This is a genomic window from Mycobacterium sp. KBS0706 (genome assembly GCF_005938675.2).
Lineage (GTDB): Bacteria > Pseudomonadota > Alphaproteobacteria > DSM-16000 > Inquilinaceae > Inquilinus.
Genome location: NZ_VCCH02000020.1, coordinates 23,149 through 39,192 on the forward strand (window position 1 = coordinate 23,149; position 16,044 = coordinate 39,192).

A 16,044-nucleotide genomic window follows, 5' to 3' on the forward strand; every position below is an offset into this window, starting at 1 on the left:
TCATATCGGAAGCGCAACGTATTATAATCTTCGTCCATTCCCGGTGCTGATGACCAGTTCCGGCCTTCCATACGTGGGCCGGAATCGATTTCTGCGTCTCTAGTTTCGGTGCGGAGGTTGAACAGCGGTTGCGGCGCTGCGAAGCGCAGGGTGGCGGCCGCAGGGTCTCCGCCCACTGGGTCCGACCACAGAGGGTGACTCCATTGGCAGACATGGCTCAGGAACTTGAGTACGACGTCGGCGACTACGTTGTGTATCCGGCGCATGGCGTCGGCCGCATCGAGGCGCTCGAGACGCACAGCATCAGCGGCATGACCGTGCAGCTGTATGCCATCAGCTTCGAGAAGGAGCGGATGACGCTCAAGGTTCCTGTCGGCAAGGCCAAGAAGTCCGGCCTGCGCAAGCTGTCGTCGAAGGACCGGATCAAGACCGCGCTGGAGACCCTGACCGGGCGCAGCCGCGTGCGCCGGACGATGTGGAGCCGCCGGGCCCAGGAATACGAAGCCAAGATCAATTCCGGCGACCCGGTGTCGATCGCCGAGGTGGTGCGCGACCTGCACCGCGCCACCGACCAGCCGGAGCAGTCCTACAGCGAGCGCCAGATCTACCAGGCGGCGCTGGAGCGCCTGGCGCGCGAATTGGCCGCGGTCGAGAAGATCGACGAGGTCAAGGCGACCCAGAAGCTGGAGCAGGTGCTGAAGAAGGCGGCCTGAGCGCCTTCTCTGCTGACTGCAAGAGGCGGCCTCCGGGCCGCCTTTTTCATGTCCGGGATCCGCCGCCGGCCGAAGGGGGCTGGCGTCACCGGGGCGAGCCGCTAAAATGCAATGCAGATGACAGATCCCTTCCTCTCCGCGTGACCGGCGACACCGGAACCTTCGCCCGGCTCGGCCGCCCCCGGCGGATCTGGGCCGTGGGCGCCGTGCATGGCGAGATCGACCGCCTGGCCGTGCTGCACGACCATGTCGCGGCCCGCTTCGAGCCCGGCGACCGGCTGGTCTATCTCGGCAACCTGATCGGCCGGTCCGACCGGGTGCACGCCCTGGTCGACGAGGTGCTGTCGATGCGGCGGGCCCTGATCTCCCGCCCCTTCGTGCTGGCCGAGGACGTCGTCTTCCTGCGCGGGGCGCAGGAGGAGATGTGGCAGAAGATGCTGCAGCTGCAATTCGCACCGAACCCGCTGGACGTGCTGCGCTGGATGCTGGCGCAGGGCGTCGACGGCACGCTGCGCGCCTATGGCGGCCGGGCCGAGGAGGGCATGGCCGCGGCGCGCGAAGGCGCCGTCCGGCTGACCCGCTGGACCAACGGCCTGCGCGAGGCGATCCGCGCCGCCCCCGGCCACAATGCGCTGTACGCCGCGCTGCGCCGGGCCGCCTTCACCGAGCCCCGCGTCACCGAGGACGACGGCATCCTGTTCGTCAGCGCCGGCATCGACCCGAGCCGGCCGCTGGCCGCTCAGGGCGACGCCTTCTGGTGGTCGGCCGCCGGCTTCGCCGGGCTTGCCGAGCCCTATGCCGGCTTCCGCCGCCTGATCCGCGGCCACGATCCTTCGGGCGGCGGGCTGCAGCTCGAAGGCATGACGGTGACGCTCGATTCCGGCTGCGGCCGCGGCGGCCGCCTGGCCGCTGGGCTGTTCGATCCCGATGGGACGCTGGCCGAGATCGTCGAAGCCTGAGACACCACTCTCCCCGTAACAAACCGCCCCGCTCCGGCGAACTCCTAGACGAAGGGACAAGCTCCCGCCCGGCGAGGGAACGACGCCATGCGGGAGGGTGTTCGTCTATCGAGGTCGCGGGACGGATCCGCGGCATCGTTCGGCCGAAGAGGGGGCGTCCATGCCGCATCTCGACGATCCCGAGACCCAGCGCGCCAACCTGAAGTTCATCAAGGCGTCGATGAGCGAGCCGCTGCTGTCGCGCGAGACCGAGTTCGAGCTCGCCCGGCGCTGGCGCCAGGACAACGACGAACCGTCGCTGCACGCTTTGGTCCGGGCCTATACCCGCCTCGTGATCGCCACCGCGTCGCGCTTCCGCAACTATGGTCTGCCGATCGGCGACCTGGTGCAGGAGGGCAATGTCGGGCTGATGCAGGCCGCTGCCCGCTTCGAGCACGACCGCGAGGTCCGCTTCTCGACCTATGCCGCCTGGTGGATCCGCTCGGCGATGCAGGACTATGTGCTGCGCAACTGGTCGATCGTCCGCACCGGCACCACCGCGGCGCAGAAGTCGCTGTTCTTCAACCTGCGGCGGCTGCGCGCCAAGATCGAGAACGCCGGCGCCCAGACCGGGCTGACCCAGGCCGGCCGCGCCTGGATCGCCACCGAGCTGCGCGTCGACGTTTCCGATGTCGAGCAGATGGAGATGCGCCTCTCGGCCTCCGACCAGTCGCTCAACGCCCCGATCTCCGAGGATGGCGAGGACGACTGGCAGGGGCTGCTGGCCGACAGCCGCCCCTCGCCCGAGGAGGTGGTGATCGGCCTGCGCGACAACGTCACCCGTTCGCGCTGGCTGGCCGAGGCGATCGGCGCTTTGAGCCCGCGCGAGCAGACCATCATCCGCCAGCGCCGGCTGCGCGACAGCGGCGCCACGCTGGAGGAGCTGGGCCGCCAGCTCGGCGTCAGCAAGGAGCGGGTGCGCCAGCTGGAGCACCGGGCGCTGACCAAGCTGCGCGCCTCGATCGCCCGCCATGTCGCCCAGCCGGAAGAGCTGTTCCTGGAGGAATAGCCGTCACTCCACGATCAGCTTGACCAGACGTCCCCGCGGCGGAAGGGCATTCCCCGGCACGTCGTTCAGCAGCCGGAACCAGGCCTCCGCCGCCTCCACCCGCATCCGTGCGATCAGGGTGGCGACGGTGTCCCGGCGCCGCACGGGCACCACGACGAGGCGGCGGGGCCGCACCGCGGCGGCCTCGGCTGCGCCGATCCGGCGGAAGCTGGCGACGGCACGGCGCATCGATGCCGCGGCCGGGCTGCCCGACCGGGTCAGCACCATGAAGCGGTCGCGCCGCTCGGCCGAGGTCTCGATCACCGCGAGGGCCGCATCCCAGCCCGCCGAAGCGCCGGGCGCCCGGGCCAGGCCCCAGGCCGCGGCGAAGCCCCCGAGATCGCCGATCTCGACGCCCCGGACTCCGCCCATCGCCTTACCCCATTGCTCGAGAGCAGGCCGGGCCGGCAGCGCCTCCGGCTGCACCAGCTGGTCGAAGACGATGACCGAATCGTCCGGCCCCGAGCCCAGGACGCTGCGCCGCCGCCGGGTGAGCAGCACGCCGGGCGGCGCCTCCCAGCGGAACCGGGCGGCGGGATCGATCACCGACCGGCCGCGGATCGCGATCTGGCCCGATCCCTCGCTCCAGGACAGGCCGTCGACGGCGTCGAGCCAGGCCGCCTCTCCCGCCTCGCCGCGCGGCAGCGCCGCCGCCTGGACCCGGGCCGCGGCAAGGCGATCCGCGATCTCCGGATGGTCGCCGCCACTCGCGACCGCCAGGGCCAGCTCCGGCCGGCCCACCAGCGTGGCGTCGAGGCGGTGCCAGGCGTCGAGCCGGGCCAGGAAGGCCACGGCCGCGGCGGGGTCGTAGCCGGCCCGGGCCATGCCGGAGATGCCGATGTGATCGGCCTCCAGCTCCTGCGCCCGGTCGAAGGCGGTTTGACCCGCCGCGCCGGTCCCTCCGGTCTCGCTCGAGCGTGCCGCCCGCAGCCCGACATGGCCGGCGACGACATGCCCGACCTCATGTGCCAGCACCGAGGCGATTTCGGCCTCGCTGCGGGCCAGGGCCAGCAGGCCGCGCGTCACCAGGATGCGGCCGTCCGCCCCGGCCGCGGCGTTGACCCGGTCCGAATCGAGCAGCTCGACCGAGACCCGCATCCCGCAGCGGACCTCGGCGTTGGCGATGCGCTCCCGATCGCGGCGACCTGATCCCGCAAGGCCGGCGCGCGGAACAGGCCGCCGAACGCATCCAGCGCCTCGTCTTCCGCCACCCTGTCGTCGGCGGTGGCCACGCGGAAGACGGCCGGCAGCAGAGCCGCGGCCGTCGCCGTCAGCAGCAGGTCACGGCGGGCGAGCCGCATCTCCAGCCTTTCGAACCGCTTCACCAAGCCTCACTCGACAATCAGCTTGACCCGGCTTCCGGGCGAAAGCGTGTCGCCGCCGACGTCGTTCAGCAGGCGGAACTGCGCCTCCGCCGCCTCGACCCGCATGCGGCCGACGAGATCGGCCACGGCGTCCCCCGGCCGGACCGGGACCACGGCGAGGCGACGCGGCCGCACCGCCGCGGCCTCGGCCGCGCCGATCCGTCGGAAGCTCTCGACCGCGCCGCGCATCGGCGCGGCGGCGGGGCTGCCGGCGCGGGTCAGGACGTTGAAACGGTCGCGCCGCTCCGGCGTGGTCTCGATCACCACCAGCAGCGCTTCCCACCGGTCGGCGCCGATCGCCAGCCCGGCGACGCCCCAGGCGGCCGGGAAGCCGCCGAGATCGCCGGCGCCGACGTTTTGCACCCCGCCCACCCGGCGACCCCAGACCCGCTCCAGGAACAGCCGCGCCGGCAGCGCCCGCGGCTGCGACAGCTGGTCGAACAGGATCACCGAATCATCCGGGCCGATGCCCATCACCCGCCGGCGCTGGCGCAGCAGGGCCACGCCCGGCGGCGCGTCCCAGCGGAAGCCGGCGGCGGGGTCGATCACCGCCTGGCCGCGGATCGGGATCTGGCCCGCCCCCTCGCCCCAGGGCAGGCGGTCGATGGCGTCGAGCCAGGCGTCCTCCCCCGTCTCGCCGGGCGGCAGCGCCGCCGCCCGGGCCCGAGCCGCGACGATCCGCTCCGCCGTCTCCGGATGGTCGCCGCCGCTGATCGCGGCCGTGGCCAGCTCCGGCCGGCCGGACAGGGTCGCAGCCAGGCTCTGGGCGGCGCCGAACCGGGCCAGGAAGAGGGGCGCCGCCGATGGGTCGAAGCCGGCCCGGGCCAGGGCGTCGATGCCGATCCGGTCGGCCTCGCGCTCCTGCGCCCGGTCGAACTCCGCCTCGGCCTGGACCTCCGCCAGGCCGGCGACCGCCGGATCGACCGGCGGCCGCGCCTTGCCCTGCCGGGCATGACCGGCGACGACATGCCCGATCTCATGCGCCAGCACGAAGGCCAGCTCGGCCTCGCTGCGCGCCAGGGCCAGCAGGCCGCGATTGACCAGCAGCCGGCCGTCCGGCAGGGCGGCGGCGTTGACCTGGTCGGAATCGAGCAGCTCGATCGTCACCTTCAGGCGCCCGCCGGTCTCGGCATCCGCCACACGCTGGGCGATGCGGGCGACGTGGTCGCGCAGCGCCGGGGCGGCATAGGGACCGCCGAAGGCGGCCCGGACCGCCCGCGCCTCGGCGGTGTCAGCCAGGGCCGGGCACGGCAGCAACGGCAGGGCGGCCAAGCCCAGCAACAGGTCACGGCGAATCATCAATCCAGCCTCTCGATCTGCTCGATCCGGATCAGGGCGATGCGCGGCCCGCCCGACCAGTCGAGCCAGCCGCGCACCCGGATGCGCCGCCCCTGCAGCGCCGTCAGGTCCTGCCCGGACGCTTCCAGCCGGCGGACCAGCTCCGGCTCCGCCGTCACGGTGAAGTCCTGCCGCGGATTGGTGCCGAAATTGAGATAGGCGCGGCCGCGCACCAGCGCCGCCTGCTGCACCTGGCCCTCGACGATCTGGAACTGGTCGAGATCGCCGCGGCCCAGCGACTCGGCCGGCCGCACGGCGAGGCCGGAATCGCCCCACAGGCCGCGCCCGGCGGCGCGGGCCTCGGCCTCGACCGCCAGCAGCGCGGCCAGCGCCGCTGCGGGATCGGCGCCGGCGGCATCGACCCGCGCCAGTCCGCGGCCGAGCAGCGCCGCCTGGACCCAGGCACCGTCGTCGCGTTGCAGTTGCACCGGAACCCGGCCGTAACGATCGGGCGGCGCCAGCCGGGCCGGGCGGACCGAGCGGCCCTGCAGCAGCTCGGCCAGCGCCGCGCGGGCGATGTCGCGCCAGCGGCCGGCGGGGAGGTCGAGCGCGCTGAGCCGCAGCACCGTGCCGTCCGCCAGCGCCACGGTGCGGCCGTCGGACACGGCCTCGACCGCGACCGGCAGGCCGTAGTCGAGCCCGTCCGCCGGCTGGGCCCGGGCGCCGCCGGCGGCGCAGAGCAGGATCAGGACAAGCAGAACGCGCATCGCTGCAGCATAGCCCGATCCGGCTGCGCCCTCGCACCGCAGAGCTTCGCTTCGATCGGCTTTTTGCAATGCGCCGCCGAGACCGTAGAGTAAGGGTCGAGACTCAGCCCGACAGCGAGACCCATGCCGCGCGACCTGATCTTCCCGACCATCGAGCCCTTCGCCACCGGCCTGCTGCCGGTCGACGACCTGCACAGCATCTATTGGGAGCAATGCGGCAGGCCGGACGGCGTGCCGGTGGTGTTCCTGCATGGCGGCCCCGGCGCCGGCGCCTCGCCCACCCATCGCCGCTTCTTCGACCCCGGCTTCTACCGCATCATCATCTTCGACCAGCGCGGCGCCGGCCGGTCGCGGCCCCTGGGCGAGACCCGGCAGAACACCACCGAGCACCTGGTCGGCGACATGGAGCAGCTGCGCCGCATGCTGGGCATCGAGCGCTGGCACGTCTTCGGCGGCTCCTGGGGCTCGACCCTCGCCCTGGCCTATGCCCAGGCGCATCCGCAGCGCTGCCGGTCGCTGACCTTGCGCGGCATCTTCCTGATGCGGCCGGCGGAGATCGACTGGTTCTTCCACGGCATGGGTACCTTCTTCCCGGAGGCGCATCGCAGCTTCGTCGAGTTCCTGCCGCCGGCCGAGCGCGGCGACCTGACCCGCGCCTATCACCGCCGGCTGACCGACCCCGACCCGGCGGTGCACCTGCCGGCGGCGCGGGCCTGGAGCATCTATGAGGGCTCCTGCTCCACCCTGCTGCCGAACCCGGAGATCGTGGCCTCGGCCGGCGAGGACGCGCATGCGCTGGGCCTGGCCCGGATCGAGGCGCATTACTTCCTGAACAACCTGTTCACCCCGCCGGACCGGCTGCTGCAGCAGGTCGACCGGATCCGCCACATCCCGGCGGCGATCGTGCAGGGCCGCTACGACACGGTCTGCCCGATCAGGACCGCGGATGAGCTGCACCGCGCCTGGCCGGAGGCGACCTATGTGGTGGTGCCGGATGCCGGCCATTCGGCGATGGAGCCCGGCATCCGCACCGCCTTGGTCGAGACCATGGAACGGCTGAAGGCGTTACGCTGACCGATCGATCGGTCAATCCGCCAGCCCGCCGCCGCGGGCGTGGCGGACCAGGCGCACCAGCTCCTTCCGCGCCGTCTCGGCATCGGTCACCGGCGCGGCGAAGGCCAGACGGGCGACGGCGGCGCCGAGGCGCAGATCGGCGCCGTCGGCGTCGATGCCGGTCATCCGCCAGCCGGTGCCGCTGCGGCCCAGCAGCGCCTGGGCGTAGAGGTCGAGGGCGTCGGCGTGGTCGTCGTTCATATGGCCGATGATGCCGGGCTCGGCCGCGGTCAACGCCGGCGGCGGGCCGATCAGCAGATCGTCGGCATCGAAGCGGTGGATGGCGCCGAAGCCGGCGACCATGTGGCCGCGTTCGACCCGCACCCGCCACAGGCTGAAATCCGGGAAGCCGGCATAGCCGGACGCATCCGGATGCCGGGCCAAATAGCGGGCGCGCAGCGCCGGATCATCCGCCGGCTCGGCCCGGCCCGAGATGGTCAGGCGCGGCCCGGCCAGCGGCTGGTCGAGCCCGGCCGTGCCGTCGAACAGCAGCGCCGCGCGGGAGTCCCGCTCGAGGTTGCCGGTGTGCTCCGCCAGCCGCGAGATCAGCAGCAGCGGCTGCCCGGCCGGGTCGGTCGCGACCAGCACCAGCGAGGCGTAGGGGCCGCCTTCCGCGTCCAGCGTCGCCAGGGCGGCGCGGTCCAGGCTGCGCAGCAGAATCCGGGCCTGGGCGGCCGGGGCGAGCTCTGATGTCGTCATCGCGCCGCTACCTCGCTGGTTTTCCTGGGGATTACCTCGTCCGAGTGACATTTCGGCCGTGAATACGCCATATTGGGCGTTCAGCGTCCCCGGCAATGAGGTTGTGCCTGCCGGGGGCGGGTCGTGAGAGTGGAGGGGGCCATGGCCCAGACCATCGCGCTGGTCGACGACGATCGCAACATCCTGACATCGGTCGCGATGTCGCTGGAGTCGGAGGGCTATGAGGTCCGCACCTTCTCCGACGGCGACGAGGCGCTGCGCGGGCTGGCGCAGAAGCCGGTCGACCTGGCCGTGCTCGACATCAAGATGCCGCGCATGGACGGGATGGAACTGCTGGGCCGGCTGCGCAAGACCACCAACATGCCGGTGATCTTCCTGACCTCGAAGGACGACGAGGTCGACGAGCTGCTGGGCCTGCGCATGGGCGCCGACGACTACATCAAGAAGCCGTTCTCGCAGCGCCTGCTGATCGAGCGCATCCGCGCCCTGCTGCGGCGCGAGCAGCTGGCGACCGACACCACGCCGGCCGACCCCGCCGCCGTCGTCGCCCGCGGCGACCTGACGCTGGACGGCAACCGCCACGCCTGCCTGTGGCGCGGCGAGACCATCGACCTGACGGTGACCGAGTTCCTGCTGGTCAAGGCGCTGGCGATCCGCCCCGGCCACGTCAAGAGCCGCGACCAGCTGATGGACGCGGCCTATGGCGAGCACATCTATGTCGACGACCGCACCATCGACAGCCACATCAAGCGCATCCGCAAGAAGTTCAAGGCGATCGACACGGAGTTCGGCCACATCGAGACGCTGTACGGCGTCGGCTACCGCTACAAGGAGGCGTGAACGTACCGGCGGCCGCCCCCTGCCCGGCCGCGACCGGACGCCGACCCGCCGGATGATGCCGTGACGGTTCCCCCATGACGGCCCCGCTCAGAGCCTCCCGCGGCCCCGCGCCGCGCCTCGGCGAGCCGGCCGAGGACACCCCCATCGGCGCCGTCCCGACCGCCGCGCCGGAGCCGGCTGCCGAGCCGATCACCGCGACCCCGGTCGGCGGCCGCACCGTCGACGCGCCGGTCGCGCGCCTGCGCCGGCGCTTCTTCTCCAAGCTCACCGCCCGCGTCCTGGCCGTCAACATGATGGCGCTGATGATGCTGGTCGGCGGCATGCTGTACCTGTCGTCCTACCAGGAGCGGCTGATCGAGAACGAGCTGTCCTCGCTCGACGCCGAGGCCACGATCCTGGCCGCCAACCTGGCCGAGGCGGCGGTGGTCGGCGGCGTCGACACGCAGCAGTCGCTGGACCCGGACAATGCCCGCCAGATCGTGCGCCGGGTGTACCAGACCAACGACACCAGGGCCCGGCTGTTCGGCGCCGACGGCAAGCTGGTGGCCGACAGCCGGATGCTGGGCCAGCCCGGCGGCATCATCGAGGTGCGGCCGCTCCTGCCGCCGCAATCCAAGGGCTGGCTGCGCGCCACCTGGGACGCGATCTACGACTGGTCGACCGAATTCGCCGGGCCACGCAAGCGCTGGCCGAGCTATGTCGAGCGCCAGGACCAGCAGGCGAACGACTATGCCAGCGTCCGCGCGGCGCTGAGCGGCGGCGTCGGGCGCCAGATCTGGACCCGCGACGACGGCAAGCTGATGCTCGGCGTCGCCGTGCCGGTGCAGCGCGTGCGGCTGGTGCTGGGCGCGGTGCTGATGTCGCGCGAGGGCGTCAACATCGAGGGCAACCTGCAGACGGTGCGCGAGGAGATCCTGAAGGTCTTCGCCATCGCGCTGGGCGTCACCATCGTCCTGTCGCTGTACCTCGCCGGCACCATCACCCGGCCGATCCGCCGGCTGGCAAGGGCGGCGGAGCGGGTGCAGCAGGGCCGCGGCCGCAAGATCGAGATCCCGGACATGAGCGGCCGGCGCGACGAGATCGGCGAGCTGGCCTCGGCGCTGAGGGCGATGACCGCGGCGCTGTGGACCCGGATCGACGCGATCGAGCGCTTCGCCGCCGACGTCTCGCACGAGATCAAGAACCCGCTGACCTCGCTGCGCAGCGCGGTCGAGACCACCGCCCGGATCACCGACCCGGCGCAGCAGCGCCGGCTGATGGCCATCATCCTCGAGGACGTGCAGCGCCTCGACCGGCTGATCACCGACATCTCCGACGCCTCGCGCCTCGACGCCGAGCTGTCGCGGGCCGAGACCGAGACGGTCGATATCGGCCGCATGCTGGGCATGCTGACCGAGCTGTACAAGACCACGCTGGAGGACACCGGCCTCAAGATCAGCCTGAGCCTGCCGCCCGGCTCGGCCCTGACCGTGCCCGGCATCGAGGACCGGCTGGTGCAGGTGTTCCGCAACCTGATCACCAACGCGATCTCGTTCTCGCCGCCCGACGGTGCCATCACCCTGCGCGCCCGGCGGGAGGGCGCCTGGGTGATCGCGACCATCGAGGATGACGGCCCCGGCATCCCTCCGGCCAAGCTGGAGGCGATCTTCGACCGGTTCTACACCGAGCGCCCGGCCGGGGAAAAATTCGGCACCCATTCCGGCCTGGGACTCAGCATCTCCAAGCAGATCATCACCGCCCATCGCGGCCAGATCTTCTCCGAAAACCGCGAGGGGCGCCCCGGCGCCCGCTTCACGGTGAAGATCCCCGCCAAATGAGGGCGACATCGACGTTTCCGTATCGAAGGGGGAGTTCCATGACATCGTGCCTGCGCGGGCTGCTGCTCGGCAGCGTCTTCGCCCTGGCCGCCGCCGGCCCGGCTTTCGCCCAGACGCCGGCGGCCGTTCCAGCACCGCCGGCGGTGCTGGAGGAGATGGACGCGCTGTCCTTCGTCACCTGGGCCAGCGCCTCGGTCCGCGGCGCCCCGAACGGCACCGCCGAGCTGAAGGAGACGCTTCCCTTCGGGTCGCAGGTCATCGTCACCGGCCGGCTGGCCGCGGGCGGCTGGGTGCGGGTGCAGACCCCGAAGACCCCGGTCGGCTACATGTGGGCGCAGACCCTGGCGCCGATGCGCATCGCCATGCCCGGCGCCGCCGCGGAGGGCACGCCCGGCGTGGCTCCGGCCGATGAGTCCGCCGACGACACCATCGCGACGGCGACGCCGCTCGGCACCGTCGGCCCCTCGCCGCTGGCCGCCGAGGGCCGGGTCTCGACCACCGACCAGACCGACGTCTACGCCATCACCACCGAGGGCTGGACCAACCTGACGGTCGACCTCACCGGCATGACCGGCGATGCCGATCTCGAGCTGAAGGACAGTGATGGCGGCACGCTCGGCTCCTCCGCCGCCGGCGGATCCGACGACGAGCATGTCACCGCGGTGGTCCGGCCCGGCACCTACTACCTAGTGATCACCAGCTACGGCGACGACACGCCGTACCGCCTCTCCGTCTCCGGCACGCCGGGCGAGGAGCCGCCGGCGGATGCGGCCGGGTCCAGCCAGTCCGACGCCCGCGACCTGGGCGACGTCACCGGCACCAGCGCCGACGCCAGCGACTGGGTCGGCCCGGCGGATGCCACCGACTACTACGCCTTCCGGATCACCCAGCGGCAGGCGGTCACCATCGGCCTGGACGGGCTGTCGGCCGATGCCGACATCAACCTGGAAGGCGCCGACGGCACCAATCTGCTGAGCGGCACCAACACCGACACCGAGGCGGAGGCGCTGACCGCGACGCTGGATCCCGGCACCTACTACCTGAACGTCTACCCGGCCGGCAGCGAGGCCACCGAGTACCGGGTGACCGTGGCCGGCGCGACCGCCGCCCCGCCGCCGCCCGACCATGCCGGCAACACCCCGGAGGAGGCCGGCACGATCGAGCGCGTCGGGCCGCAGGCCGTCACCATCAAGGACTGGGTCGGCTTCACCGATCGCGACGACTATTGGCGCTTCACCCTGGTCAACCGCGCCGACGTCACCATCCGCCTGACCATGGACCAGGGCGACGCCGATATCGACCTCCTGCGCGCCTCGGACCAGGAGAGCCTGATCAGCGGCGCCGAGTCCGGCACCGACCCGGAGGAGCTGCAGCTGCGGCTGGACCCCGGCACCTATCTTCTGCGGGTCTACTCCTACCAGGGCGACACGCCGTACACGCTGGAGGCCAAGGCGGTGCCGGCGAAATAACGCGTCTTCTTGTCTGATGATTTGCCGTTGCGATTGACAGGGGCCGGGGGTGCCGTCCACCTTCCCACCCGCGATGGCGACGATCCATGCGACCTGCGTCGCAGTCGACGGCCGCGGCGTGTTGCTGCGCGGGCCGTCGGGCAGCGGCAAATCCGACCTGGCCCTCCGGCTGATCGATGCCGGGGGGCGCTTGGTCGCGGACGACCGGGTGCAGCTCGCGCTCGAGGGCGGCGTCGTGGTGGCGCGCCCGCCCGCGGCGCTGGCCGGGCTGATCGAGGCCCGCGGCTTCGGGCCCATCCCGGTGCCGTTCGACCCGGCCGCCCCGGTGCTGCTGGTCGCCGACCTGAAGCCGGCCGAGGCGATCGAGCGGCTCCCGGAGCCTTCCGTCTGCGCCTATCTCGGCATCCGGCTGCCACTGGTCTCGGTGGCCCCCTTCGAGGCTTCGGCGCCGGTCAAGCTGCGCTTGGCCCTGGCCGCCCTGGCCCTGCCCGAACACCGCCTCGCACGATGACAGACATCCCTCAAGCACCTGCGCGATCCGGCGCCCGTCATCGTCTCGTGCTGGTGAGCGGACTGTCCGGCGCCGGCCATTCCACCACGCTCAAGACCCTCGAGGATCTCGGCCACGAGGCGATCGACAACCTGCCGATCGCGCTGCTGGGCCCGCTGGTCGACCACGCCGAGGGCCGGCCGATGGCGGTGACCATCGACACCCGCACCCGCGGCTTCTCGGTCGAGGCGCTGGAGGCCGAGATCGCGGCGCTGCGCGCCCGCGGCGACGTCGACGTCAGGCTGCTGTTCGTCGACGCCGACGACGAGATCCTGCAGCGTCGCTTCACCGAGACGCGGCGGCGCCACCCGCTGGCGACCGACCGGCCGGTGGCGGACGGCATCCGGCGCGAGCGGCTGGAGCTGTACCCGCTGCGCCCCCTGGCCGACCTGGTCGTCGACACCTCGCTGACCAGCCCGCAGGACCTGCGGCGCCTGATCGAGGGGCATTTCGGCCTCGACACCACGCCCGGCCTCTATGTCACGGTGATGTCGTTCTCGTTCAAGCGCGGCCTGCCGCGCGAGGCCGATCTGGTATTCGACGTCCGCTTCCTCGACAACCCGCACTGGGTGCCGGAGCTGCGGCCGCAGACCGGCCAGGACCCGGCGGTGCAGGCGATGATCCGGCGCGACGCCCAATTCGACCCATTCATGGCCTCGCTGTTCGGCCTGCTCGAACCGCTGCTGCCGCGCTACAACCGCGAGGGCAAGAGCTATCTCACCATCGCCGTCGGCTGCACCGGCGGCAAACATCGATCGGTGTTCGTGGCGGAGACGCTGGCGGCCTGGCTGGACGGCCAGGGCTATCGCCGCGGGCTGGTCCATCGCGACATGCCGACGTAAGGGCTGACAGGAAGGCAACCGGAACGACATGACCACCCACCCGATGATCGGCATGGTCCTCGTGACCCATGGTCGTCTCGCCGACGAGTTCGTCGCGGCGATGGAGCATGTGGTGGGCGCCCAGCCCCAGGTCGCCACGGTGTGCATCGGGCCCGAGGACGACATGGAGCAGCGCCGGGCCGAGATCATGGACAAGGTGTCCGCGGTCGATGGCGGGCGCGGCGTGGTGCTGCTGACCGACATGTTCGGCGGCACGCCGTCGAACCTGGCGATCTCGATCCTGGACCGCGCCAATGTCGAGGTGATCGCCGGCATCAACCTGCCGATGCTGATCAAGCTGGCCTCGGTGCGCAAGACCGACACCCTGACCGATGCCGTGACCGCCGCCCGCGAGGCCGGCCAGAAATACATCAGCGTCGCCTCGGCCCTGCTGAAGCCGGAGAAGCGCAAATGACCGGCCCGGTGTCTCCGGACATGGCCGAGGAAAGACTGACGCGCAGCGTCACCATCTGCAACCAGCGCGGGCTGCATGCCCGGGCGGCGGCGAAGTTCGTCAAGCTGGTGGCCGAGTTCGACGCCGAGATCTGGGTCGAGCGCAACGGCACCGAGGTCGGCGGCCAGTCGATCATGGGGTTGATGATGCTGGCGGCCGGACCCGGCACGGACATCGCCGTCGCCGCGGCCGGGCCGCAGGCGGCCGAGGCCCTGGCGGCGCTCGTCTCCCTGGTCGAGCGCGGCTTCGACGAGGACTGAAACGATGGCGACCCGGATCGCCGACCTCTCCCCATCCAAGCCCAGCCGCGAGATCGTGCTGAGTGGCCTCGCCGTCTCCGGCGGCGTCGCCATCGGCCCGGCCCATCTGATCGAGAGTGGCTTCGAGCAGGTGCCGGAATACCGGCTGGAGGAGGCCGACCTGCCCGGCGAGCGCGAGCGCTTCGCCGAGGCCCTGGCCAAGTCCCGGCGCCAGATCAAGAAGCTGAAGGCCAAGGCGCAGACGCTGCCGGAGCAGGCGGCGGAGGATATCGGCTACCTGCTGGACGCCCATGCCGCGATCCTGTCCGGCTCGCGCCTGCTGCGCGGGGTCGAGGCCCGCATCACGGAGGAGCGGGTCAACGCCGAATACGCGGTGCAGTCGGAGATCGCATCGATCGCCACCCAGTTCGCGGCGATGGACGACAGCTACCTGGCCGGCCGGATCGACGACATCCGCGAGGTCGGAACCCGGCTGATCCGCAACCTGACCAAGCGCCAGTTCCAGGCCCTGGCCGGCCTGCCCGAGGGCAGCATCATCCTGGCCGAGGAGATCACCCCGGCCGACACGGCGCTGATGGATCCGCGCCGGGTGATGGGCTTCGCCGCCGTCCTCGGCGGCACCCAGAGCCATACCGCGGTGATGGCGCGGTCGCTGGGCCTGCCGGCGGTGCTGGGCGTGCCGGGCCTGCTGGCCGGGGTCCGTGCCGGGCAGACCGTGATCGTCGACGGCACCGCCGGGCAGGTGATCATCGATCCGGCGCCCGAGACCCTGTCCGCCTATCGCATCCGGCGCGACCTGGCGCGGGCCGACCGCAAGCAGCTCGAGGCGCTGATCGGCCTGCCTTCGCGCAGCCGCGACGGCGTCGACGTCACCCTGTCGGCCAATGTCGAGCTGGCGCGCGACGTGCAGATGGCAACCGAGCTGAACGCGGCCGGGGTCGGCCTGCTGCGCACCGAGTTCATGTTCATGAACCGGGACGACCTGCCGGGCGAGGAGGAGCAGTATTCGATCCTGCGCGGCATGGTCGAGGGCATGGCCGGCAAGACGGTGACCATCCGCACCCTCGACCTCGGCGGCGACAAGATCGCCTCGGCCCTCGGCGGCCGCTTCGCCGAGACCGCCAACCCGTCGCTGGGCCTGCGCGCCATCCGGCTGTCGCTGAAGGAGCCGAAGCTCTTGGAGGCGCAGCTGGCGGCGATCCTGCGGGCCGGCGCGCACGGGCCGATCCGGGTGCTGCTGCCGATGATCACCACGATCGGCGAGATCCGCGCGGTCAAGGCGGCGCTGGACCGGACGATGCGGCGGCTGAAGCGGCGCCGGGTGCCGGTGCCGGCAACGATGCCGCCGCTCGGGGTGATGATCGAGGTGCCGGGGGCGGCGCTGATCGCCGACGCCCTGGCGCGCGAGGTCGACTTCTTCGCCATCGGCACCAACGACCTGGTGATGTACACGCTCGCCGCCGACCGCGGCGACGAGGCGGTGTCGCATCTCTACGACCCGCTGCACACCTCGGTGCTGCGGCTGGTGCAGTTCACGGTCGAGGCGGCGCTGCGCGCCCGCATCCCGGTCAGCGCCTGCGGCGAGATCGCGGGCGATCCGCGCTTCACCGCGCTGCTGGTCGGCCTGGGCATCCGCGACCTGTCGATGGCGCCGCTGCGGGTCCTGGAGGTCAAGCGGCGGATCCTGACGCTGGACAGCGTCGCCGCCGCCCGCCGTGCCCGGATGATGCTGGACCAGACCGATTCCGGCCGGATCGCGGCATTGCTCGACGATTTCAACGAAGGCGGTTGAG

General features: G+C 71.9%; 16 protein-coding genes. 12 read left to right on the top strand and 4 right to left on the bottom strand.

The features are described 5' to 3' along the window. Positions 1 to 212: 212 nt before the first annotated feature. From FFK22_RS13210 to FFK22_RS13220, 3 genes are all read left to right on the top strand, one after another. Positions 213 to 713, top strand: coding sequence for a CarD family transcriptional regulator (locus tag FFK22_RS13210; protein WP_138887935.1), 501 nt, complete (start codon positions 213 to 215; stop codon positions 711 to 713). Between the two features lie 140 nt (positions 714 to 853). Next, a complete protein-coding gene (locus FFK22_RS13215) occupies positions 854 to 1,672 on the top strand; it encodes a hypothetical protein (protein ID WP_138887936.1) in 819 nt (272 codons plus the stop codon). A 160-nt stretch (positions 1,673 to 1,832) separates the two neighbouring features. Beyond that, the gene (locus FFK22_RS13220; RefSeq protein WP_138887937.1) at positions 1,833 to 2,720 is read left to right on the top strand and encodes an RNA polymerase factor sigma-32; all 888 of its coding nucleotides are present in this window, start codon (positions 1,833 to 1,835) and stop codon (positions 2,718 to 2,720) included. A gap of 3 nt (positions 2,721 to 2,723) precedes the next feature. On the opposite strand, the gene FFK22_RS13225 is transcribed toward FFK22_RS13220, so the two are convergent. From FFK22_RS13225 to FFK22_RS13235, 3 genes are all read right to left on the bottom strand, one after another. Next, positions 2,724 to 3,857 (bottom strand): M48 family metalloprotease, encoded by a 1,134-nt coding sequence (locus FFK22_RS13225; protein ID WP_138887938.1) that lies wholly within the window; start codon positions 3,855 to 3,857, stop codon positions 2,724 to 2,726. 233 nt (positions 3,858 to 4,090) lie between these two features. Next, complete coding sequence (locus FFK22_RS13230; protein ID WP_138887939.1) at positions 4,091 to 5,422, bottom strand: M48 family metalloprotease; 1,332 nt, start codon at positions 5,420 to 5,422, stop codon at positions 4,091 to 4,093. Further along, positions 5,422 to 6,168, bottom strand: a complete 747-nt coding sequence (locus FFK22_RS13235) for a thermonuclease family protein (RefSeq protein ID WP_138887940.1) — start codon at positions 6,166 to 6,168, stop codon at positions 5,422 to 5,424. The genes FFK22_RS13230 and FFK22_RS13235 overlap by 1 nt, the downstream gene beginning before the upstream one ends. Before the next feature lie 123 nt (positions 6,169 to 6,291). Here FFK22_RS13235 and pip point away from each other — a divergent pair, with 123 nt between their 5' ends. After that, complete coding sequence (gene pip / locus FFK22_RS13240; protein WP_138887941.1) at positions 6,292 to 7,242, top strand: prolyl aminopeptidase; 951 nt, start codon at positions 6,292 to 6,294, stop codon at positions 7,240 to 7,242. Between the two features lie 12 nt (positions 7,243 to 7,254). On the opposite strand, the gene FFK22_RS13245 is transcribed toward pip, so the two are convergent. After that, positions 7,255 to 7,980, bottom strand: a complete 726-nt coding sequence (locus FFK22_RS13245; protein ID WP_138887942.1) for a HugZ family protein — start codon at positions 7,978 to 7,980, stop codon at positions 7,255 to 7,257. A gap of 141 nt (positions 7,981 to 8,121) precedes the next feature. On the opposite strand from FFK22_RS13245, the gene FFK22_RS13250 reads away from it, so the two are divergent. The 8 genes from FFK22_RS13250 (at position 8,122) to ptsP (ending at position 16,043) form a co-directional block, all read left to right on the top strand. Further along, positions 8,122 to 8,820, top strand: coding sequence for a response regulator transcription factor (locus tag FFK22_RS13250; RefSeq protein WP_138887943.1), 699 nt, complete (start codon positions 8,122 to 8,124; stop codon positions 8,818 to 8,820). Positions 8,821 to 8,894: 74 nt separating this feature from the next. Further along, a complete protein-coding gene (locus tag FFK22_RS13255) occupies positions 8,895 to 10,637 on the top strand; it encodes a stimulus-sensing domain-containing protein (protein ID WP_138887944.1) in 1,743 nt (580 codons plus the stop codon). Between the two features lie 38 nt (positions 10,638 to 10,675). Next, entirely contained in the window at positions 10,676 to 12,106 is a 1,431-nt protein-coding gene (locus tag FFK22_RS13260; protein ID WP_186002450.1) for a pre-peptidase C-terminal domain-containing protein, read from the top strand. A 49-nt stretch (positions 12,107 to 12,155) separates the two neighbouring features. Continuing rightward, positions 12,156 to 12,617, top strand: a complete 462-nt coding sequence (locus FFK22_RS13265; RefSeq protein ID WP_221938570.1) for an HPr kinase/phosphorylase — start codon at positions 12,156 to 12,158, stop codon at positions 12,615 to 12,617. Positions 12,618 to 12,664: 47 nt separating this feature from the next. Then, complete coding sequence (gene rapZ, locus FFK22_RS13270; RefSeq protein WP_306770107.1) at positions 12,665 to 13,498, top strand: RNase adapter RapZ; 834 nt, start codon at positions 12,665 to 12,667, stop codon at positions 13,496 to 13,498. A gap of 28 nt (positions 13,499 to 13,526) precedes the next feature. Beyond that, a complete protein-coding gene (locus tag FFK22_RS13275) occupies positions 13,527 to 13,952 on the top strand; it encodes a PTS sugar transporter subunit IIA (protein WP_221938571.1) in 426 nt (141 codons plus the stop codon). Then, a complete protein-coding gene (locus FFK22_RS13280; protein WP_138887947.1) occupies positions 13,949 to 14,251 on the top strand; it encodes an HPr family phosphocarrier protein in 303 nt (100 codons plus the stop codon). The genes FFK22_RS13275 and FFK22_RS13280 overlap by 4 nt, the downstream gene beginning before the upstream one ends. A gap of 4 nt (positions 14,252 to 14,255) precedes the next feature. Then, on the top strand, positions 14,256 to 16,043 hold the full coding sequence (ptsP, locus tag FFK22_RS13285; protein ID WP_138887948.1) for a phosphoenolpyruvate--protein phosphotransferase: 1,788 nt from the start codon (positions 14,256 to 14,258) through the stop codon (positions 16,041 to 16,043). The last annotated feature ends 1 nt before the right edge of the window (position 16,044 follow it).